A 19,789-nucleotide genomic window follows, 5' to 3' on the forward strand; every position below is an offset into this window, starting at 1 on the left:
GGCCGGCGGGAGGGGCGGGGCGGCGCGAGGGCGGGGCGGGGCGGGGGCGGGGGCGGGGGCGGAACGGCGCTAGGGAGAGCGCGGTGCGGCGGTGCGGCCCTGTCCGGTGATGTCCTGGAAGCGCTGGACTGGGTCGTCCGCCTCGGGTGAGGTGGGGAGTAAGGGGTCAGCGGTCGGCGGCGGGGACCGGGGCGGGCTGGTCGGAAGGCTCGGGCACGTGCAGGCGCTTGGCGCGGCGGCGCAGCCACGCGGTGCTCACCACGCCGGCCAGCACGGCCAGCACCAGCCCGGCCCAGGAGATGTCCTTGAGCCAGTGCTCCGCGGCCTGCCCCACGTAGAACAACAGGTAGGTGGTGCCGAACGCCCACACCAGCCCGCCCGCGGCGTTCGCGACCAGGAACCGGCGGTACGGCACGCGCAGCGCCCCGGCCAGCGGGCCGGCGAGGATGCGCAGCAGCGCGACGAACCGCCCGAAGAACACCGCCCAGACGCCGTGCCGGGCGAAGCTCAGCTCGGCGCGGGCCAGGTGTGCCGGACCGAGGTGTTTCGGGAAGCGCCGGCCGAGCCGTTCCAGCAGTGGGCGACCTCCGCGCCGGCCCACGGCGTACCCGATGGAGTCGCCGAGGATGGCGCCGGTGGCCGCGGCGGCGGCCACCCACTCGGGCCCGACGGCGCCGGTGGCGGCGAGCAGTGCGGCGCTGACCAGCACGATCTCGCCGGGCAGCGGGATGCCCATGCTCTCCACGCCGATCACCACGCCCACGAGCAGGCAGATGAGGCCCGGTGGGAGGGCGGCGAGCCAGTGCTGTACGTCGACCACCTGCCGACCCTACCCGCGCCCGGTCACCCCGCGGGGGCCAGGAACTCCAGCCGGTTGCCGTGCGGGTCGTACGTGTGGAACCGCCGCATGCCGGGAATCTCGTCGTCGCCCCAGGTCACGGTGTGTCCGGCGGCGTCCAGGCGGGCGGCCAGCTCGTCCAGGTCGGGGCGCAGCAACGCGGGGTGCGCCTTGCGGGCAGGGCGGAAGTCGTCCTCGACGCCCAGGTGGAGCTCGGTGTCGTACCCGGTGAACCAGCAACCACCGCGGGCGGCGAGGGCCGGGGGTTTGGGCTTCTCGGTGAGGCCGAGCAGGCCGGTGTAGAAGGAGCGGGACGCGTCCTCGGAGCCGCGGGGGCAGGCGAGCAGGACGTGATGGATCATGGGGGCACCTCCTCGTCCCGCAGCGTGGCACGAGGTTGCACGAATAGCAAGACGGACGTACGGTTTTGTTGAGACCGACGCAGGTAAGTGTTGCCTAAGCACGGCAGCGCCCCGGTCGGTGCGACAAACTGCTCAGGACTACTCACGGTCGCTGGTGTGAAGGAGTACGACGTGGCGAGCCTCGACACCTTCGGTGCGAAGACCCAGCTACGCGTCGGAGACGCGAGCTACGAGATTTTCAGGATCGACAAGGTGGAGGGCCACGAACGACTGCCCTACAGCTTGAAGATCCTGCTGGAGAACCTGCTGCGGACCGAGGACGGCGCGAACATCACCGCTGACCACATCCAGCAGCTCGGCGCGTGGGACGCCACCGCCGACCCGAGCGTGGAGATCCAGTTCACCCCGGCCCGGGTGCTGATGCAGGACTTCACCGGCGTGCCCTGCGTGGTCGACCTGGCCACCATGCGCGAGGCGGTCCGTGACCTGGGCGGCGACGCCAGCAAGGTCAACCCCCTCGCTCCGGCCGAGCTGGTCATCGACCACTCGGTCATCGCCGACCTGTTCGGCCGCGCGGACGCCTTCGAGCGCAACGTCGAGCTGGAGTACGAGCGCAACAAGGAGCGCTACCAGTTCCTACGCTGGGGCCAGACCGCGTTCAACGAGTTCAAGGTCGTCCCGCCGGGCACCGGCATCGTGCACCAGGTCAACATCGAGTACCTGGCCCGCACGATCATGGAGCGCAACGGCCAGGCGTACCCGGACACGGTCGTCGGCACCGACTCGCACACCACGATGGTCAACGGCCTGGGCGTGCTGGGCTGGGGCGTCGGCGGCATCGAGGCCGAGGCCGCGATGCTCGGCCAGCCGGTCAGCATGCTGATCCCCCGCGTGGTCGGCTTCAAGCTCTCCGGTGAGATGCCGGCCGGCACCACCGCCACCGACCTGGTGCTGACCATCACCGAGATGCTGCGCAAGCACGGCGTGGTCGGCAAGTTCGTCGAGTTCTACGGCCCGGGCGTGAGCGCGGTGCCGCTTGCCAACCGCGCCACCATCGGCAACATGTCGCCGGAGTACGGCTCGACCGTGGCGATCTTCCCGATCGACGCCGAGACCGTCCGCTACCTGGAGCTGACCGGCCGCGACGCGGCTCAGGTCGCGCTGGTCGAGGCGTACGCCAAGGAGCAGGGCCTCTGGCACGACCCGGAGCGCGAGCCGGAGTACTCCGAGCGCCTGGAGCTGGACCTCAGCACCATCGAGCCGTCGCTGGCCGGCCCGAAGCGCCCGCAGGACCGGGTGCCGCTCGGTAGCGCCAAGACGCTGTTCCGCGCCGCGCTCAGCGACTACGTGGCCGCCGACGAGACCGGTGGCGACCCGGGCCGCAAGCCGGGCGTGCCGCAGCAGGAGAAGCCGTTCGGCACCGACGGCCCGGCCGACGAGGCGTCGGCCGAGTCGTTCCCGGCCAGCGACTCCCCCGCCAACGGCGTGAACGACCCGGCGGACGCGCCGCGCGACCTGGAGACCGCCGCGGTGGGCGCGGGCGGCCGGGCCAGCAATCCGGTACGCGTGACCGGCGCCGACGGCGTCGAGTACGAGCTGGACCACGGCGCCGTGGTGATCGCCGCGATCACCTCCTGCACTAACACCTCGAACCCGCAGGTCATGATCGGTGCCGCGCTGCTGGCCCGCAACGCGGTGGACAAGGGCCTGGCCCGCAAGCCGTGGGTGAAGACCACCCTGGCGCCGGGCTCGAAGGTCGTCATGGACTACTACGACCGCGCCGGCCTCACCCCGTACCTGGAGAAGCTCGGCTTCAACCTGGTCGGCTACGGCTGCACCACCTGCATCGGCAACTCCGGCCCGCTGCCGGAGGAGGTCTCCGCCGCCGTCAACGACGGTGACCTCGCAGTCGTGTCGGTGCTGTCCGGCAACCGCAACTTCGAGGGCCGGATCAACCCGGACGTCAAGATGAACTACCTGGCGTCCCCGCCGCTGGTGGTCGCGTACGCGCTCGCCGGCACCATGGACATCGACCTGGCGAACGAGCCGATCGGTGAGGACGCCCAGGGCAACCCGGTGTTCCTGCGGGAGATCTGGCCGAACAGCGCCGAGATCCAGGACGTCATCGCCTCCGCGATCGGCGCGACCGGCTTCAGCGCCGCGTACGCCGACGTGTTCGCCGGTGACGAGCGCTGGCAGTCGCTGCCGACCCCGACCGGTGACACGTTCTCCTGGGACGGCGAGTCGACCTACGTGCGCAAGCCCCCGTACTTCGAGGGCATGCAGCAGGAGCCGGCCCCGGTGCAGGACATCGCCGACGCGCGGGTGCTGGCCAAGCTGGGCGACTCGGTGACCACCGACCACATCTCCCCGGCCGGTTCGATCAAGGCGGACTCCCCCGCCGGCAAGTACCTGGCCGAGCACGGCGTGGCCCGGCACGAGTTCAACTCGTACGGCTCCCGCCGGGGCAACCACGAGGTGATGATCCGGGGCACGTTCGCCAACATCCGGCTGCGCAACCAGCTCGTCCCGGGTGTCGAGGGCGGCTTCACGGTCAACCACCTGACCGGCGAGCAGACCTCGATCTACGACGCCTCGATGGCGTACCAGGAGGCGGGCGTCCCGCTGGTCATCCTGGCCGGCAAGGAGTACGGCTCCGGCTCGTCGCGTGACTGGGCGGCGAAGGGCACGATGCTGCTGGGCGTGAAGGCGGTCATCGCCGAGTCGTACGAGCGGATCCACCGCTCGAACCTGATCGGCATGGGCGTGCTGCCGCTGCAGTTCCCGGGCGGCGAGACCGCCGAGTCGCTGGGCCTGACCGGCACGGAGACGTTCTCGATCAGCGGCGTCACCGCGCTCAACGACGGCGACACCCCGCGCACGGTGAAGGTCACCACCGACACCGGCGTGGAGTTCGACGCCGTGGTCCGCATCGACACCCCGGGTGAGGCGGACTACTACCGCCACGGCGGCATCCTGCAGTACGTGCTGCGCCGCATGATCGCCAGCTGATCCCGTACGGCTGACACAGGGCCGCTTCCCGCTCCGGCGGGGAGCGGCCCTATTCGTGCACCTCATCCACCCTGCAAATTGCGACTCGATGGAATTCCCGCGGGCCGATCGCACATCCGACACTGCACAGAATCGACGTCCATGATTCGTTGACACGCCCCGAAGCCCGTCGATACGTTTCCGCTATCGCGATGAACCACGGGGGCGCTCCAGTTTTCGATACGGAAATCGAAAGACTGGGAAGGAATTCATGAAAACGTCGATGAGACTTCTGGCGTTGCCGATCCTGATCCTGCCGACGATCCTCGCCGGCGCTCCGGCTCAGGCCGCCACCGGCACCACGTCCGGCACCGCCGCTCCGGCCGCGGTCACCTCGATCGAGCGCAAGGCGGGGTCGTCGGCCGGGCAGGCCCGGGCGTACTGGACGGCCGAGCGCATGGCGGCGGCCACTCCCGCCGACGAGGTGGAGAAGGGCGCGGGCCCGGTCACCCGGAGCCCTGCGGCGGAGCGGGTGCGGCGCTTCGCGGAGGCGGTGGCGCCGAAGGACGGCAGCGGCTTCGGCACCCAGCTCAACGAATCGATCACGGTGGGGAAGATCTTCTACACCAGCTCGACCGACGGCCTGGGCCACTACTGCTCGGCGAGCGTGGTGAACAGCCCGGCGCGCAACATGGTGTTCACCGCCGCGCACTGCGTGCACGACGGGCCGGGCCGGGACTGGCACACCGCGAACTGGATGTTCGTGCCGTCGTACCGCAACGGCGCGCAGCCGTACGGCACCTGGGACTGGTCCACGCTGGCGGTGCCGAGCGGCTGGATCAGCACCCGTGAGCGGCAGTACGACGTGGCGGTCGCGCTCGTCTACGGCAGCCGGTCGATCGTGGACGCGGTCGGGGCCAACGGGCTGCTCACCGGCGGTGGCCGCGAGTACCACTACGACATCTTCGGCTACCCGAGCAACAAGGACAGCGGCGAGATCCAGTGGGTCTGCTCGGGCACGTCGAGGGACGCGGGCAGCAATCGGATCGAGATGAACTGCGGCTTCGGGGGCGGTTCGAGCGGCGGCCCGTGGTACTACAGCTACGACAACACCACCAGACGTGGTGACGTGCACGGGGTGATGAGCTACTCGAGCGGCTCGAACACGAACGGCTCGCCGTACTTCTCCGCCGCGGTGGTGGGGACGCTCTACAACACGTACGCGAACGACACCTGGTGAACGACGGTCCGCCTGGTGTGCCGCCCGGCGCACCAGGCGGACCGGCGCCAGTCAGACCGGCACCCGGCCCCGGAGGAGGCGACATGTCACATCGTGTGCTGCTCGGCGCGGCCGCCGTCGCGGCGCTCGCCGTCACCGGGGCCGTCGTGGTCCTCGCGGCGCGCGACGGCGGCGGGGCGCGACCGGCGCCGCCCGGCCCGGTGGTCGCGACGCACAATCCGAGCCCGGGCGCCACCGACCCGTCCGAATACTGGACGAGGGAACGAATGCGGGACGCGATCGGCGACTGAATCACCGAATTGCGTGCGCCGGATTGCGTGAGCCGGATTGCGCCTGCCGGATTCGAACGCCGGCGCACAGGTGCGCCGAATTCCCTCCCGCTCACGATCTCCGGCCGAGCCCGGCCGCAATTCCCAGTTCAGCGAACATGCGCGCCGGAGTAACCACGCGCGCCGGTCAGCCGGCGGCGCTCTCCAGTACGGCCTTGAGCCGGGCCAGGTCCGCCTCCACGAGCGCGGTGTCCCGGTCGAAGTCCGTGTCGCTCATGCCGGGCATCCGCCGCAGGCTGAACACCACCTCGGTGGCGTCGCCGTCGGCGATGGCGCGCAACGGCACGTACACCGTCTCGCCCGACGGCGTCCGCACCTCGTGGTCGAGCACGCCGTACTCGTTGGCCGGTGCGAAGGTCAGCCGCGCCCGCCCTTCGGGTGTGTCCACGAACCAGTGGCCGTCGAGGGACACGACCGAGCCGCCGAGGCCCGGTGCCCAGCGGGTCAGGTTCGCCGGGTCGGCGGCGAAGGCGTAGACATCCGCGACCGTGCGGTCGATGTGGACGCTGAGGTGCCGGGTGTCAGTGGCCATGCGCCGATGGTGCCATGGCTGTCACACGCGCACGCTACGCTGCCGCCGATTCCCACCGGCACCCCCGAGAGGCAACCCCATGGGCATGATCTTCAACGCACGCCGGCTGCCCGCCGAGGAGCTGGCGGCGGTCCTCGCCGACCCGGAGAAGGTCGGCACCGTGTTCCAGGGTGGCCCGGACGAGCTCGACCTCGACAAGGCGTGGCACGGCCTGCACTACCTGCTGAACGGCACCACGTACGAGATCCGGGGCGACGCCGGACCGGCGATCGTCGGCGGCGACCCGATCGGGCCGGATCTCGGCATGGGCCCGGCCCGGCTGCTCATGCCGGACGCCGTGCGCGCCGTGGCCGCCGGGCTCGACGCGGTGGACGACGCGACGCTGCGGGCCCGCTTCGACCCGGAGGCCATGTCGGAGGCCGAGATCTACCCGCACATCTGGGACGACGGCGACGACGAGTTCGACAGCTACCTGCTGCCGAACTTCGCCGCACTGCGCGACTTCTACCGCGACGCGGCGGCGCGCGGAGACGCAGTGCTGCTCGCCGTCACCTGAGCCGCAGATCAGCGCGCGCCACCTGAGCGGCCGGAAACCGGCACGCGGCGCCGGGCGGGCGCCGGTAGCGTGCCGGCGTGGGACTCGACGCGTTCGTGTACTGCCGGTGCTGGCAGGACGGCCTCGCCACGCCGTGCCCGGTCGGGCCGGTCGGCTACGACGAGGACGGCTGGCTCGCGCTGGTGCAGGCCGGCGGGTACGACGGGGCCGCCGACAACGCCTTCTACGCGTGGATGACCGGAGACGCCTGCCCGCACCGGCACATGGAGATGGTCAGCGAGTGCGTGTCCAACTGGACCGGCGTACGCCTGTTCCAGCAGGCGTTGCGCGCGGCCGGCGAGCACCGTTTCCCGACGCTCGCCGCCGCGTTGCCGGACCTCAACGGCGGCTCGCTGCCCGCCGACCGGGCAGCGGTCGCGCTCGCCGAACTGGACGCGTTCGCACGCGCCGACCGGGTCACCGACGAGGTGGAGCTGATCGACGAGGCGACCGGCGCGGTCGTGATGCAGTACGTCGAGGCCTACCGCGGGTTGTTCATGTTCGGCCCGGCCTTTCAGGCGGGCGTCGATCCGGACGGTTTCTTCGTCCTCGACCGCGCCGACCCGCCGGTGACGCTGTTCCGGGCCGTGCGGTTCGGCCAGCGGCCGCTGCCCGGCGACCGGGTGGAGTTGACCGCCGGCGGGACGCGGACGGTGGTGGCGATGCGGCCGGTGGGCGAGCACGGCGAGCCGCCGCCCGAACGGCTCGCGGTACGGACCCGGAGCCGGTCGGGCGGCGACTTCGCCTACATCGTGGAGCCGCTGCGCCGGCTGTGCGCGGCGTCGGTGGCGACCGGCAACCCGGTCATGTGGTGCTGACGGGCCACCCTCGCCAGCCGGCCCGCGCGAGTCCGCACCGCGCTCTGACGGACCACCGCATGTCCGGGCGTGTCGTCCGGGGAAGTGACGTCCACCTGAGACGGTATACCTCAGAGTCATAGTTATGACTCTGAGATATACCGCTCGACAGCAATATGTCCCGCCGTGAGCGTCACGCTCAGTCACGTCTAGAAGAGCACAGGTCCGGCCGAGCGCCGTCGCCGCTCGCTGCCCGGAGTCACCACGGGATCACGCCCGCGTCCTCGAAGTAGCCGCCGGTCGGCCCGTCGTCCGGCAGCGTCGCCAGCCGGATTCCGATCGCCGCGCCCTGTTGCGGGGTCCGCACGCCCCGGAAGCCGTTGAGGTCGGTCGCGGTGAAACCCGGGCAGGCGGCGTTGATCAGAATGCCCGTGCCGGCGAGCGCCCGCGCGTACTGGATCGTCACCGCGTTGAGCATGCTCTTCGACGGCGAGTACGCCACCGACAGCGGCCCGGTCTGATGTTCGCCCTCCGAGGCGCTCTGCCGAGTCAGCGAGCCGACGCCACTGGACATGTTGACGATCCGGGGCGAGGCCGAGCGGCGCAGCAACGGCAGCATCGCCTCGGTCACCCGGACCACGCCGATCACGTTCACCTCGACCGCGGTCCGGATGGTCGCGAGGTCCACGTCCCCCGGGTGCTGGGGCACGCCGCCTGTCACGCCCGCGTTGTTGACGAGCACGTCCAGCCCGCCGGCCTCCGTCTCCAGCAGCCGGGCGGCGGCGGTCACGCTCGCGTCGTCGGTGACGTCCAGCGGTACGCCGAACGCGTCCACGCCGCCCGCCCGCAGCTTCGCCACCGCCTCGGCGAGCCGCTGCTCGTCCCGGGCGCCGACGCCCACCCGCCAGCCCAGCGCGCCCAGGCCGACCGCGATCTCGTACCCGATTCCCTTGTTCGCGCCGGTCACCAGCGCGGTCGTCCGTTCGCTCATGGTCTCGATCCTGTCCGCGCGGCGTTCGGGCCTCCAACACCACCTCGGTAGCGAGCGATACCCGACGGGTATCGATCCGGCGGTACGGTGGCGGGATGGAGACGCGGGAGCTTCGCTACTTCGTCGCGGTCGCCGAGGAACTGCACTTCGGCCGCGCCGCGCGCCGCCTCGGCATCGCCCAGCCGCCGCTGTCGCGGGCGATCCGCCAGCTCGAACGGCGCCTCGGCGTGACGCTGCTGGAACGGGACAGCCGCCGCGTCGCGCTCACCGCCGCAGGTGCGGTGCTGCTACGGGAGGGCCGGGCCGCCCTGGACGCCGTGGACGCCGCCGACCGCCGTACCCGCCGCGCCGGTGAGGCCGCGAACGGCGGCCCCGGGCTGGTGCTGGCGACGAAGGCGGGTGCATCGAGCGAGCTGCTGCCGAAACTGCTCGACGCGTACGCGGCCGAGCCGGACGCGGTCCCCGTCGAGGTGCTGCTGTGCGGCATCGGCGAGCAGGAACGGCTGCTGCGCGACGGGCGGGCCGACGTGGCGCTGCTGCACCTGCCGTTCGACTCGACCACGGGGCTGGACACCGAGGAACTGGTCACCGAGCAGCAGGTGGCGGTCCTGCCGGCCGGACATCCGCTGGCTCGGCGGCCGCACCTGCTGATGGCCGAGGTGGAGACGCTGCCCGGCCTGCCGATGCCGCGCTGGCCTCGGGCCGACGGGTCGTACCCGGACGGTCCGGGCCCCGAGGTCCGGGACCACGCCCAGTTGTTCCAGCTCATCGCGCTCGGCCGCACCGCGGTGGTGCTGCCGGAGTCGGTCCGGTCGCTGCTGCTCGCCGACCTGGCCGCCGTGCCGGTGCCGGACGCCCCGGCGGTGACCACGGTGATCGCGTGGCCGCCGCACAGCCGGTCCCGGCCACTCGCCGCCCTGATCCGGACCGCCACCCGCCTCTGACCGCTCCTAGGCGGGCAGATCCTTGCGCATCTGCTGGGTGACGACCCGGTAGCCGGACCTCTCGTACAGCTTGCGTGCCGTCTCGTTGGCGCCGAAGACGTTCAGCTCCAGCGCCCGGGCGCCGTGCTCCCGGGCCGCCCGCTCCCCGGCCGCGAGCAGCGCCCGCCCGAGGCCCCGGCCCCGGTGCCCGGCGGCCACCTCGATGTCGTAGAGGAATGCGCAGTCGGCGAGACCGCGCGGGTGGCTCAGGCCGATCCACAGCCAGCCGACCGGTGAGCCGTCGGCCAGTTCGCCGACCAGGAACAGCATGCCGGGCGTGGCCATGCCCTGCGGCAGGAAGCCGGCGGTGGCCTCCCGGGCCCGGTCGAGCGCCTCCTCGGGCGTCTAGTTGCCGGCCGTGACGTGCTCCCGCGCGTACCCGGCGGCCAGCTCGTCCTGCCATCTGTCGAACTCGTCCGGGTTCATCGCCCGGACCGTCACCTCGGTCATCGCCACTCCCCCGTCGATGTGTGACAGTTCAGTCCTCGGCGGCGCGGCGGCGCGCCTCCCGCAGCTTCATGGCGTGCTCCAGCAGCGTGATCAGCACCTCCTTGGCCGACTCCCGCTTGCGTGCGTCGCACAGCACCACCGGTACGCCCGGGTCCAGGTCGAGCGCGGCCTGCACCTCGTCGAGACGGAACGTCTTGGCGCCCTCGAAGCAGTTCACCGCCACCACGAACGGCGTACCGCGCCCCTCGAAGTAGTCGATCGACGGGAAGCAGTCAGCCAGCCGGCGGGTGTCGGCGAGCACCACCGCACCGAGCGCGCCGAGCGCCAGCTCGTCCCAGACGAACCAGAACCGGTCCTGCCCGGGCGTGCCGAACAGGTAGAGCACCAGGTCGTCGCTGATGGTGATGCGGCCGAAGTCCATCGCCACCGTGGTGGTCGACTTCTCCTCGATGCCGGACAGGTCGTCGATGCCGATCCCGGTCTCGGTCAGCACCTCCTCGGTGCGCAGCGGCCGGGTCTCGCTGACCGCGCCGACCATTGTGGTCTTGCCGACGCCGAACCCGCCCGCGATCAGGATCTTGATCGCGGTGGGCAGCGGCGCGGCGCCCGCCGGCCGCTCAGAGCGCCCGTAGTCCATTGATTACCGCCTCGAAAACGTGCTCGTCGGGAAGGCCGGCGGTGGTCGCGCGCGGCTCGCGTACCTGTACCAGGCTGCGGGCGGCCAGGTCTCCGAGGAGGACCCGGACCGTGCCCACCGGCAGGTCGAGATGGGCGGCGATCTCGGCCACGGAGAGGATCCGCTGGCAGAGGCCGACGATCGCCACGTGCTCCGGGCCCAGCCCGGACTCCGACCCGACATCGGTGCGGGTCGAGGTGACCAGCGAGATCAGGTCGAACGTGCCGGTGACCGGGCGGGCCCGGCCTCCGGTCACCGCGTACGGGCGCACCACCGGGCCGGCGTGGTCGTCCACCCACTCCTGCTCCGCGGAGTCCCCCCGGCCGGTCATAGTGCCGCGTTCTCGCCGAGGGGCTGTTCCCGGGTCGGTGACGCGACGAACCGGCCGACCCGGGTGACGAGCATGGCCATCTCGTACGCGATCAGGCCGACGTCCGCGTCCTCCGAGGCCAGCACCGCCAGGCAGGCGTTGCGCCCGGCCGCGGTGACGAACAGGAAGGAGGACTGCATCTCGATGATGGTCTGCTGTACCTGTCCGCCACCGAATCGCTTGCCCGCGCCGCGTGCCAGGCTCTGGATGCCCGCCGCCATCGCCGCCAGGTGCTCGCCGTCGTCCCGGCTCAATCCGCGGGACGAGGCCATCAACAGTCCGTCGGTGGAGAGCGCCACGGCGTGCTCCGCCTGCTTGACCCGGCCGACCAGGTCATCCAGCAGCCACGTCAGATCCGCGCTCGAAGCCGTCTTCTGCGCCACTCGTCGTCCTCATCTTCCCGGCTGGTGTGCCGTCAGCTTCCGGTTTCCGTCGCGTCGACGTCCCGGTCAGGTAACCTGCTCGTCCGCGTCGGCCGGCCCACCGCCGGCCCCCTGCGCTCCGCCGAGCAGGCGCGCGGCATCGGTACGGCCGCGGCGGGTGCCGCTCTGGTAGGAGCTCATCATCCGGCGCACCTGCTCCGGTGCACGCGCCGTGTCGTCGTCGGCGGCGTCGTCGTCCGCCGCGTTCTGGTCGTGCCGCAGCTCCGGCACGAGGCTGGCCTGGCGTACCCGGACCGGCAGTCCCGCGTCGGTGACCGGCGCCGTCTCCGCCTCGGTCTCCGGCTCCGTCGCCGGCGACGCCTCTGCCGCGTCCGTCGTGCCGGCTGGCCGCCGCTCCACCACTGCCAGCTCCGTGGTGGGCCCCGCCACCGCGGGCTGCCGCTTGCGGGTACGCGCGGGCAGCCCGGACGGGGTCAGCCGGGGCGCCCGCGTCACCGGCTCCGGCACCTGCGGGGCGGGCTCGGCCGGCTGGTCCGGTTCGGCGGCACCGTCCGGGCCGGACGGGGTCGCCGGTCCGTCGCCGGCCGGCGTGCTCCGCACCGGGTCCGGCGCGGGTGCCGCGGGCAGGGCCGTCCCGGGTGCGGGAAGGGCGTCGGCCCCGTCGGCGCCGTCGGCGGTGATCAGTTCACGCGGGATGAGCACCACCGCCGTGGTCCCGCCGTACGCGGACTCCTTGAGCTGCACCTTGACGCCGTGCCGCTCGGTGAGCCGGCTGACCACGAACAGGCCGAGCCGGGCGGCGTCGGCGAGGTTCAGCTCGGACCGGTCCACGATGCGCGCGTTGGCGGCGGCCAGCTCGTCGGCGCTCATGCCGAGACCGCGGTCCTCGATCTCGATGGCGAAGCCGTTCGCCACCAGCTGACCGCGTACCTCCACTGTGGTCTGCGGCGGGGAGAACGAGAGTCCGTTCTCGATCAGCTCGGCCAGCAGGTGGATCACGTCACCGACGGCACGGCCGGTGAGCGACACCTCGCCGAGCGGGCGCACGGTGACCCGGGTGTAGTCCTCGACCTCGGCGACCGCGCCGCGCACCACGTCGACCATGGGGACGTTACGCCGCCAGGCTCGGCCCGGCGTCGAGCCGGAGAGCACGATCAGGTTCTCCGCGTTACGCCGCATCCGGGTGGCCAGGTGGTCGACCCGGAACAGGTCCTCCAGCTCCTCGGCGTCGTGCTCGCGCCGTTCCATCGCGTCCAGCAGCGTCAGCTGCCGGTGCACGAGCGCCTGGGTGCGCCGGGCCAGGCTCAGGAACACGTCGCGGACGCTGCGGCGCAGCTCGGCCTGCTCGACGGCGGTGCGGACGGCGGTCTCCTGCACGACGTTGAACGCCTTGCCCACCTGGCCGATCTCGTCGTCGCCGAACTGCAGGGGTGGCGCCTCGCGGGCGACGTCCACCTCCTCGCCGCGGCCCAGCCGGTCCACCACGCTCGGCAGGCGTTCGTGGGCCAGCTTGAAGGCGGCCTCGCGGAGCCGTTCGAGCTGGCGGACGAGCGCCCGGGCCGTGGTGATCGAGACGACCACGGAGGCGATGACGGCGATCAGGCCGAGGCCGGCGGCGAGCACCAGCCGTACGATGACGCCGATCGCGACCGGCATCGCCCGGGACACGATGTCCTCACCGCCGGCGAGGATCACCTCGCGCAGGTCGGCCATCGCCTTCTCGGCGGCGGCCTGCCACGCCGCGGCGGTCACCGGCGGGCGCACCTCGGCGCCCTTGGCCGCGAGCACCTGGTCCTGGAGCGTGCGGAGCTGCTGGAACGCCTCGCCCTCGACCATCCGCTCGAAGCGGGCACGGTCGCCGGGGGCGAGTTCGCGGGCGGTGCGGTCGGCGAGGAACCACTGCGCGCCGACCAGGCGGGCGAACGCGGTCTGCTCGCCGACGGTGATCCGGTTGGCCGCGATCGCGCCGGTGAGCAGCGCGTCCTGTTGGGACAGCAGTTCCCGGGACCGGTTGAGGTCGATCAGCGCGGCGGTGTCCTTGGCGATCTCGTCGTCGTCGAGGCCGCCGAGGGCGTCGAAGACCGCGAAGATCCCGTCGACCGCCTCGTCGTACGCGATGAGCGTGGTGGTCCGGTCGATGGTCTTGCGGCTGACGTCGGCGCGGATCTGGCCGAGCTGGTCCAGTTCGGTCTTCAGCTCGTCGAGCCGCTGCATCAGCTCCTCGCTGGCCGGGATCTCGGTGCGCCAGTCCCGCACCGAGCGCCACAGCGCGCCGGCGGTCTCGTCGGTACGCGCGCGCTGGGCCTCCAGCTCCTGCAGCCGGCTCGGGTCGGACTCACCGAGGTAGCGCAGCGACAGCCGGCGTTCGGCCTGCAACTCCTGCAGCAGCGGGTCGCTCGGCTCGAAGACGCGCGCGTTGAGCGTCTGCACGCCGAGCAGGTTGAATCCGTCCCGTACGGTCACCCACGCGGCGAACGCCCAGAGCGCGGTCAGCGACGCCAGCAGCGCGATGATCTTCGTACGGAGATTCGTACTGCGGGAACCCATCACACCGTCCTGGCCCGGTCTTCGGTCGGTCCGAAATCCGATCGACTCCGGCGCACGCTAGCAGCCGTCGTGAACCTCATTCAAGCGATCCTGATCATGGTAGGTGCGGCCCCGGTCCGGGTCGCCCCGGCACGGCCGGAGGCCGCCAGCACCGCGGCGCGCACGATCCGCGTCGGGCGGTAGAGGTCCTTGTCGTGCCATAGTGCCGGTTCACCGTCGCATCCGTCCAGCTCGGACAGTCGACGACGCCCCCGCGCCAGCGCCGACGTGATCCGGGGGTCACCGGGCCGGCCCGCGTCGGCCAGGGCGAGCACCCCGTACGCGGTCTCCTCGGCGGTGCCGTCCCACCGTCCCCAGGAGCCGTCCGGGCGCTGCGTGTCCAGCAGCCAGGCCACCCCGCGCTCGACGGCGGTACGCGCCGCGCCGTCCGGCGCGTGGTCGGCCAGCGCCAGCAGCACCGCGTACGTGGCGTAGTACGGCGAGGCGTGCCAGCGGTCCTCCCACCGCCCGTCCGGCTCCTGCCGTTCCAGCAGCCACTCGGTGACCCGGCGCCGGGCTCCGGTGACGCCGGGTGCGCTCGGATGCTCGCCGAGCGCGTCGAGCACGTGCGCGTTGGTGGTCAGCGAGGCGCCGTCCTCCCCCGGCCAGGTGCAGAAGTGCGCTCCGGTGTCGAACCCGTCCAGCGCCGCGACGCCGGGTGCGCGGCCGAGCCGGGCCAGCGCGTAGAGCGTGACCGCCGTGGTGTCGGCGTCGGCGGGCAGGCCGGGCGCGGTGGCCGCGCCGGACGGTTCGACCGCGGCGCGCAGCTCGGTCAGCACCGGCTCGGGCGTGCCGACCGGCACGCCGGCGCGGACCAGGATGCCGAGCACCCAGGCCCGCTCGAACACGGTGATCGGGCTCGCGCAGGGAACCGGGCCGGGCCGGGACACAGCGTTCAGGTAGTCCAGCGCGGGGCCGGGTTCCGGGCCGCCCAGCCAGGCGGCGGTGGCGGCCGGTGAGGCGCCGACCGCGCCGCTGGCCGAGGGGCGCACGCCGGGCGCCCGGTACGCCAGCTCCCCCGCCACCTCCAGCGCGTGCGCCAGCTTCTCCGGCACCGGCCGTCCGGTGGCGAGCAGTCCGCGTACCCGGGTCAGGCGGGCCGGGTCGAGACCGGCCGGCAGCGGCAGGCGGGGCCGGCCGGCCCACTCGGCCAGCCCGGGTGGCGGCCCGGCCGGGCCGTCGAGGTGCCGGTCCACTGCGGTGAGCAGCGCCGGCACGATCAGGTCGGTGGCCGGCAGGTCCGGCGGGGTGCCGTCGCGCAGCGCGCCGGTCAGGTACGTCAGTCCCCGGCGCGCGGCGTCGGCGGGCGCGGCGGACGGCCCGTCGCGGTGCAGCACTGCGAGCAGGGCCTCGACCGCGCTGAGCGTCGGCACCAGCGCGTACCCGCCGGGGCCGCCCCAGCCGCCGTCCGGGCGCTGCCGGTCCAGCAGCCAGGCCACGCGCCGGTCGTGGCCGTCGAGCCAGGGCGCGAGCGCGACCAGCCGTCCGGTCTCGTAGACCGACGGTGACGTCTGCCCCTCCGGTTCGCCGTCGAGCGCGGTGATCAGGTCGTGCGTGGTCCCGGACCGGGTGGCGGGCACCGGTCCGGCGGTGAGCGTCACCGCACGCCCCAGAAGTCGGTGTTCCGGTAGAAGCCGGTGGTGAAGCCGAGCTGCCGGGACAGGAAGCCGGCCTCCCGCGGCACCTCGCCGGCCAGCTTCGCCAGCAGGACGCGGCAGTGGTCGACCTGCTCGGCGAAGAGCCGCTCGACCTCGGCCGGGTCGTCCACGAGCAGCAGCGCGTTGAGGTCGCCGGACTCGGCGTCGCGGCGGTGGGTGCCGAGGTCGTTGACCAGGCGCAGGGCCCGCTGGACCTCGTCGCCGACCTCGATCAGCCGGGCCAGCGTGGCGGCGTCGGACACCGATCCGGTGTGGATCCAGTGCGCCACGTTCACCACGGTGGCGGCGAGGTTGTCGGCGTTGGCGAGGTATTCGGCGAGCGTGGGACGGCCGGTGTGCCGCCAGTCCCACTCGCGGGCCATCGCGTCGAGCGTGCGGGCCATCGTGTCGCGCCAGAGGCCGCGCAGCGCCGGATAGGCGGGTGCGGCGGCGACGTCGTCGCGCAGCTCGGCGAGGAACCGGCCCAGCGGGTCGGCGGACTCGCCGCCGTCGAGCACGTCCAGGCAGACGGCGGTGATCCGGTCGACCTCGGCCCGGCTGGTGGCCTGGTGGTCGACCAGCCAGTCGACGGCGAAGCCCCACAGCACCGCGCGGTTGGTCACCGCGAGTTCGGCGGCGGTGTGCCAGGGGGCGCTGAACGCCATCGCCTGCGCGATGCTGCTGAACAGTGTCGCGTCGAACGGGTCGCCGGGGAACAGCTCGGGGTGCGCGGCGGCGGCCCTGCGCAGGCCGCGCTGGCCCTGCGCGGCGAGCGCGCAGACCCGGCCCTGCTCGGCGGCGACCGCCAGCGGATCGGGTGTCGGCCCGTCGGTCATGCCGGCTCCGTCCGCCCGGCGGCGACGAGCGTCAGCTCGACGCGTTCGCGTGGCCGCAGCGCCGCGGCCAGCCGCAGTCCGGGTACGCCGGGGCGGTGCAGCCGGAAGCGGTAGCGGCTGAGCATGGTGGCGAGGATGAGCTGGGCCTCCAGGTAGAACAGGTACATCCCGAGGCACTGGTGCGGCCCGCCGCCGAACGGGAAGTGGGCGTACCGGTGGCGGGCGCGGACGCGCTCGGGGCGGAACCGTTCCGGGTCGAACTCGTCCGGGCGGTCCCAGAACTGCCGCATCCGCTGGGTGATCAGCGGGCTGACCGCCATCGTGGCGCCGGGCTCGATCGGCACGCCGTCGATGACGTCCCCGGCGACCGCGCGGCGCGGGATGATCCACCCGATCGGATAGAGCCGCAGCAGCTCGTCGAGCACCATCCGGGTGTACGTGAGCCGGCTCAGGTGCTCGCGGCGTACCGGCTCGCCGCCGACCACCTCGTCGATCTCGGCGTAGAGCCGCTCGGCCACCTCGGGGTGCTGGTCCAGGTGCGGCCAGGCCCAGGTCAGCACGTTGATGGTGGTCTCCGTGGTGGCGGCGAACATCGCCACTGTGTCGTTGCGGACCTGCCGCTCGTCGAGCTGCCGCCCGTCGTCGGTGCGGGCCTGCCAGAGCGTCGAGATGACGTCGTCGCCCTGGTCGGCGGACTCCCGCGTCTCGCGGACGATCGGCACCAGCACGTCGTCGACGATGCGGACGGCACGGGCGAACGTGCGGTCGCCGGGCATCGGCAGGGACAGCGGCGCGAACGGCACGATGATCCGGGGGATGACGGCGGTGGCGATCCGGTCCTGCGCCTCGATCACGCGCATCGCGTCCGGCACCGAGATCCGGTCGGCGAACAGCACCTTCATGATCGCCCGGCTGACGATGCGCGCCTGCTCCACGCCGATGTCGACCGGCTGCCCGGCGCGGGCCGGCTCGTCCAGCTCGTCGACCGCGTCGCGGATGGCGTCGGCCATCCCGTCGACCAGCGCCTCGACCCGCTTGGCGGTGAACATCGGCTGGAGCATCCGGCGGCTGGCCGACCAGATCTGCCCCTCGCCGAGGATCCCCTCGCCGAACAGGCGCTTGACCGGGCGCCAGAACAGCCCGTCACCGGCCCGTTCGTAGTTGTCCGCCCGGTCACGCAGGACGTGCTGCACGTGCTTGGGGTGGGTGACCAGGTAGGGGCGGAACGAGCCGAGGTTGAGCCGGACCAGTTCACCTTCGGTACGGTTGCCGATGTCGATGAGTGCCCGGGCGGGGTCGCGGAGCACCGCCGGCAGGATCTGCCGCAGCGGCACGGTTCGGGGTCGGCCGGTGGGCCTCGGTGTGTCCGTCGGTTCGGGCACCTGAACGCTCCCTCGGTTGACTCAGGGTCGCGACTCCGTATCGACCCGTGACGTTGCTCGCGAGCATGCCATCCTGAGCCGCAGATCAAAAGGCAGGTCGGAGGATATTTCACGTAACAACAATCTCTTTGTCGAGAATGGAGCCCGTGGGATATGCGTCACTCGCGTACACAGTGGTCGTTGCGGAGAGCGAGCAACGCTCACCTCTGACGGACGGCGGCAGAACGCGGGCGCGGGCCCGTCCGCTGTGCCAAGCTTCGGGCATGGACGACAAGACCATCCTGAGCCGGATCTCGGAACTCGTCGACGAGGAGCACCGGCTGCGTGCCGACGCGCAGCAGCACGAGGCCGGCACCGACGACGAGGCGCGGGAGCGGCTGCGCGCGCTGGAGGAGTCCCTGGACCAGTGCTGGGACCTGCTGCGCCGTCGCCGGGCCGCCCGCCAGGCACACGGCGACCCGGACGCCCAGGGCGAACGCCCGGTGCCGGAGGTCGAGCGCTACCTCCAGTGACCCGGACCGGGGGGGGGGGGGGGGGGGGGGGGCGGGGGGGGGGGGGGGGGGGGGGGGGGGGGGGGGGGGGGGGGGCGGGGCGGGGGGGGCGCGCGCCCCCCCCCCCCCCCCCCCCCCCCCCCCCGCCCCCCCCCCCCCCCCCCCCCCCCCCCCCCCGGCCGGTCAGCGGACGCCCGCCTCCCGCAGCAGCGCCTCGGTCAGCGCCGCCGGGTCGGTCACCGTCGCGGGCATCCCGCGGGCGGTGAACCAGGCGGCCACCACCCGCACGTCGCGGGCCAGGAAGTCGGCCCCCTGCGGGTTCGCCACCACGTCGACCACCTGGGGCAGGTCGATCATCACCAGCCGGCCCGCGTGCACCAGCAGGTTGTACGGGGACAGGTCGCCGTGTGCGTAGCCGGCCCGGGCGAGCACCGTCAACGCCTCCACGAGCTGGTCCCACAGGTCGCGCAGCTCGTCGTCGTCGGGCCGGACCTGGGCCAGCCGCGGCGCGGCCTCCCCCGCCTCGGCGTCGCCGACGAACTCCAGCATCAGCTCGGTGCCGAGCAGCTGCACCGGGTAGGGCACGGCGATCCGCCCGGAGGCGGCCCCGATCTCCCAGAGCTGGGACAACGCGGCGAACTCGGCCGCCGCCCACTGGCCGGCGATCATCTGCCGGCCGAACGCGGTACGGCCGGTCATCGCCCGCATCTCACGGGACCGGCGTACCCGGCGGCCCTCCAGGTAACCGGCGTCGCGGTGGAACAGCCGGTGCTGGGCGTCGCGGTAGCGCTTGACCGCGAGCAGGCAGGCGCGGTCGGTACCCGGCACGGCACGGCGGACCAGGTGGACGTCCGCCTCCTTGCCGGTCTTGAGCACCCCGAGCTCGGTGTCCCGGGCGGCCAGTTCGGTGACCAGCCACTCCGGATGCGGCTCGGGGCCGTGGACGGCCTGGTCCCAGGAGGACCAGGCGTCCTCCGCCTCGGGCTCGGCGTCCGGGTCGGTGAGGGTCGGCGGGGTACGCCGCCCCCGCTTCAGGAAGTCGGGTTCGTCGTCGTCGAAGCGGCTCTTGCCGCGGCCACGGCGCTGCGGCGCCGGGATGTCGTGATCGCGCACGGGTGGATCTGTCCTTCGATCGAGGCTGGTGGAGGCAGGTGGTACGACCCTGCGAAAACGGCCATGACCGACCCCCTCTCCTCGACCGGGCACACCCGGCTGCGCACTCGCGCGGCACCATGCTCGTGTCCCGCCCGCGGCGGGTCAACGGATTTTCCGCGCGGTGCGCCACCGTGCCGCCGCGCCGCCGGCCGGCCCGCGCCGCCG

20 protein-coding genes are annotated in these 19,789 nt (G+C 72.9%); 7 read left to right on the forward strand and 13 right to left on the reverse strand.

Going from position 1 to position 19,789, the window contains the following annotated elements; all coding sequences use genetic code 11:
- Positions 1 to 166: 166 nt before the first annotated feature.
- Positions 167 to 820, reverse strand: coding sequence for a DedA family protein (locus AC2CHG_RS20850; RefSeq protein ID WP_484525390.1), 654 nt, complete (start codon positions 818 to 820; stop codon positions 167 to 169).
- Between the two features lie 23 nt (positions 821 to 843).
- Positions 844 to 1,200, reverse strand: coding sequence for a VOC family protein (locus AC2CHG_RS20855; RefSeq protein WP_262014386.1), 357 nt, complete (start codon positions 1,198 to 1,200; stop codon positions 844 to 846).
- A gap of 156 nt (positions 1,201 to 1,356) precedes the next feature.
- Between AC2CHG_RS20855 and AC2CHG_RS20860 the strand changes: the two genes are divergently transcribed.
- From AC2CHG_RS20860 to AC2CHG_RS20870, 3 genes are all read left to right on the forward strand, one after another.
- A complete protein-coding gene (locus AC2CHG_RS20860; protein ID WP_484525391.1) occupies positions 1,357 to 4,212 on the forward strand; it encodes an aconitate hydratase in 2,856 nt (951 codons plus the stop codon).
- Positions 4,213 to 4,474: 262 nt separating this feature from the next.
- On the forward strand, positions 4,475 to 5,431 hold the full coding sequence (locus tag AC2CHG_RS20865; RefSeq protein WP_262014388.1) for a trypsin-like serine peptidase: 957 nt from the start codon (positions 4,475 to 4,477) through the stop codon (positions 5,429 to 5,431).
- Between the two features lie 83 nt (positions 5,432 to 5,514).
- Positions 5,515 to 5,721 carry a hypothetical protein gene (locus AC2CHG_RS20870; protein ID WP_484525392.1) on the forward strand — a complete coding sequence of 69 codons (207 nt, stop codon included), beginning with the start codon at positions 5,515 to 5,517 and terminating at the stop codon, positions 5,719 to 5,721.
- 166 nt (positions 5,722 to 5,887) lie between these two features.
- Here the strand turns inward: AC2CHG_RS20870 and AC2CHG_RS20875 are convergent, their stop codons facing one another.
- Positions 5,888 to 6,292 (reverse strand): SRPBCC family protein, encoded by a 405-nt coding sequence (locus AC2CHG_RS20875; protein WP_262014390.1) that lies wholly within the window; start codon positions 6,290 to 6,292, stop codon positions 5,888 to 5,890.
- Positions 6,293 to 6,377: 85 nt separating this feature from the next.
- Between AC2CHG_RS20875 and AC2CHG_RS20880 the strand changes: the two genes are divergently transcribed.
- Together AC2CHG_RS20880 and AC2CHG_RS20885 are read left to right on the forward strand one after the other, a co-directional pair.
- Positions 6,378 to 6,848, forward strand: coding sequence for a YfbM family protein (locus AC2CHG_RS20880; RefSeq protein ID WP_262014391.1), 471 nt, complete (start codon positions 6,378 to 6,380; stop codon positions 6,846 to 6,848).
- A gap of 77 nt (positions 6,849 to 6,925) precedes the next feature.
- The gene (locus AC2CHG_RS20885) at positions 6,926 to 7,705 is read left to right on the forward strand and encodes a hypothetical protein (protein WP_262014392.1); all 780 of its coding nucleotides are present in this window, start codon (positions 6,926 to 6,928) and stop codon (positions 7,703 to 7,705) included.
- A 238-nt stretch (positions 7,706 to 7,943) separates the two neighbouring features.
- On the opposite strand, the gene AC2CHG_RS20890 is transcribed toward AC2CHG_RS20885, so the two are convergent.
- Positions 7,944 to 8,675, reverse strand: a complete 732-nt coding sequence (locus tag AC2CHG_RS20890; protein ID WP_357209338.1) for an SDR family oxidoreductase — start codon at positions 8,673 to 8,675, stop codon at positions 7,944 to 7,946.
- Between the two features lie 95 nt (positions 8,676 to 8,770).
- Here AC2CHG_RS20890 and AC2CHG_RS20895 point away from each other — a divergent pair, with 95 nt between their 5' ends.
- Positions 8,771 to 9,619 (forward strand): LysR family transcriptional regulator, encoded by an 849-nt coding sequence (locus AC2CHG_RS20895; RefSeq protein WP_355514265.1) that lies wholly within the window; start codon positions 8,771 to 8,773, stop codon positions 9,617 to 9,619.
- A gap of 6 nt (positions 9,620 to 9,625) precedes the next feature.
- Here AC2CHG_RS20895 and AC2CHG_RS20900 read toward each other — a convergent pair whose 3' ends face one another.
- The 8 genes from AC2CHG_RS20900 to AC2CHG_RS20935 all read right to left on the reverse strand — a co-directional run bounded on the left by AC2CHG_RS20900 (position 9,626) and on the right by AC2CHG_RS20935 (position 17,930).
- Positions 9,626 to 9,943 carry a GNAT family N-acetyltransferase gene (locus AC2CHG_RS20900; RefSeq protein ID WP_484525393.1) on the reverse strand — a complete coding sequence of 106 codons (318 nt, stop codon included), beginning with the start codon at positions 9,941 to 9,943 and terminating at the stop codon, positions 9,626 to 9,628.
- 193 nt (positions 9,944 to 10,136) lie between these two features.
- The gene (locus tag AC2CHG_RS20905; protein WP_013287415.1) at positions 10,137 to 10,745 is read right to left on the reverse strand and encodes a GTP-binding protein; all 609 of its coding nucleotides are present in this window, start codon (positions 10,743 to 10,745) and stop codon (positions 10,137 to 10,139) included.
- Entirely contained in the window at positions 10,726 to 11,115 is a 390-nt protein-coding gene (locus AC2CHG_RS20910; RefSeq protein WP_013287416.1) for a DUF742 domain-containing protein, read from the reverse strand. Before AC2CHG_RS20910 ends, AC2CHG_RS20905 begins: the two co-directional genes overlap by 20 nt.
- Positions 11,112 to 11,537, reverse strand: coding sequence for a roadblock/LC7 domain-containing protein (locus AC2CHG_RS20915; protein WP_262014396.1), 426 nt, complete (start codon positions 11,535 to 11,537; stop codon positions 11,112 to 11,114). The genes AC2CHG_RS20910 and AC2CHG_RS20915 overlap by 4 nt, the downstream gene beginning before the upstream one ends.
- 66 nt (positions 11,538 to 11,603) lie before the next feature.
- Positions 11,604 to 14,084, reverse strand: coding sequence for a sensor histidine kinase (locus AC2CHG_RS20920; RefSeq protein ID WP_484525394.1), 2,481 nt, complete (start codon positions 14,082 to 14,084; stop codon positions 11,604 to 11,606).
- Between the two features lie 80 nt (positions 14,085 to 14,164).
- Positions 14,165 to 15,724, reverse strand: coding sequence for a prenyltransferase/squalene oxidase repeat-containing protein (locus AC2CHG_RS20925; protein WP_484525395.1), 1,560 nt, complete (start codon positions 15,722 to 15,724; stop codon positions 14,165 to 14,167).
- Positions 15,721 to 16,596, reverse strand: a complete 876-nt coding sequence (locus tag AC2CHG_RS20930) for a terpene synthase family protein (protein ID WP_355514275.1) — start codon at positions 16,594 to 16,596, stop codon at positions 15,721 to 15,723. Before AC2CHG_RS20930 ends, AC2CHG_RS20925 begins: the two co-directional genes overlap by 4 nt.
- On the reverse strand, positions 16,593 to 17,930 hold the full coding sequence (locus tag AC2CHG_RS20935; protein WP_262014431.1) for a cytochrome P450: 1,338 nt from the start codon (positions 17,928 to 17,930) through the stop codon (positions 16,593 to 16,595). The genes AC2CHG_RS20930 and AC2CHG_RS20935 overlap by 4 nt, the downstream gene beginning before the upstream one ends.
- A 311-nt stretch (positions 17,931 to 18,241) precedes the next feature.
- Between AC2CHG_RS20935 and AC2CHG_RS20940 the strand changes: the two genes are divergently transcribed.
- Positions 18,242 to 18,490 (forward strand): DUF2630 family protein, encoded by a 249-nt coding sequence (locus AC2CHG_RS20940; protein WP_013287422.1) that lies wholly within the window; start codon positions 18,242 to 18,244, stop codon positions 18,488 to 18,490.
- A gap of 162 nt (positions 18,491 to 18,652) precedes the next feature.
- Here the strand turns inward: AC2CHG_RS20940 and AC2CHG_RS20945 are convergent, their stop codons facing one another.
- A complete protein-coding gene (locus tag AC2CHG_RS20945) occupies positions 18,653 to 19,582 on the reverse strand; it encodes a serine protein kinase RIO (protein ID WP_355512672.1) in 930 nt (309 codons plus the stop codon).
- Positions 19,583 to 19,789 lie beyond the last annotated feature (207 nt).

Source organism: Micromonospora sp. ATLC20 (assembly GCF_057196585.1).

Bases quoted from the DNA above. Each gene is read 5' to 3' on its own strand.
- AC2CHG_RS20920 (WP_484525394.1), bottom strand. From the start codon at position 14,084: ATGGGTTCCCGCAGTACGAATCTCCGTACGAAGATCATCGCGCTGCTG.
- AC2CHG_RS20890 (WP_357209338.1), bottom strand. From the start codon at position 8,675: ATGAGCGAACGGACGACCGCGCTGGTGACCGGCGCGAACAAGGGAATC.
- AC2CHG_RS20855 (WP_262014386.1), bottom strand. From the start codon at position 1,200: ATGATCCATCACGTCCTGCTCGCCTGCCCCCGCGGCTCCGAGGACGCG.
- AC2CHG_RS20930 (WP_355514275.1), bottom strand. From the start codon at position 16,596: ATGACCGACGGGCCGACACCCGATCCGCTGGCGGTCGCCGCCGAGCAG.
- AC2CHG_RS20900 (WP_484525393.1), bottom strand. From the start codon at position 9,943: ATGGCCACGCCCGGCATGCTGTTCCTGGTCGGCGAACTGGCCGACGGC.
- AC2CHG_RS20940 (WP_013287422.1), top strand. From the start codon at position 18,242: ATGGACGACAAGACCATCCTGAGCCGGATCTCGGAACTCGTCGACGAG.
- AC2CHG_RS20905 (WP_013287415.1), bottom strand. From the start codon at position 10,745: ATGGACTACGGGCGCTCTGAGCGGCCGGCGGGCGCCGCGCCGCTGCCC.
- AC2CHG_RS20910 (WP_013287416.1), bottom strand. From the start codon at position 11,115: ATGACCGGCCGGGGGGACTCCGCGGAGCAGGAGTGGGTGGACGACCAC.
- AC2CHG_RS20880 (WP_262014391.1), top strand. From the start codon at position 6,378: ATGATCTTCAACGCACGCCGGCTGCCCGCCGAGGAGCTGGCGGCGGTC.
- AC2CHG_RS20870 (WP_484525392.1), top strand. From the start codon at position 5,515: ATGTCACATCGTGTGCTGCTCGGCGCGGCCGCCGTCGCGGCGCTCGCC.
- AC2CHG_RS20875 (WP_262014390.1), bottom strand. From the start codon at position 6,292: ATGGCCACTGACACCCGGCACCTCAGCGTCCACATCGACCGCACGGTC.
- AC2CHG_RS20895 (WP_355514265.1), top strand. From the start codon at position 8,771: ATGGAGACGCGGGAGCTTCGCTACTTCGTCGCGGTCGCCGAGGAACTG.
- AC2CHG_RS20865 (WP_262014388.1), top strand. From the start codon at position 4,475: ATGAGACTTCTGGCGTTGCCGATCCTGATCCTGCCGACGATCCTCGCC.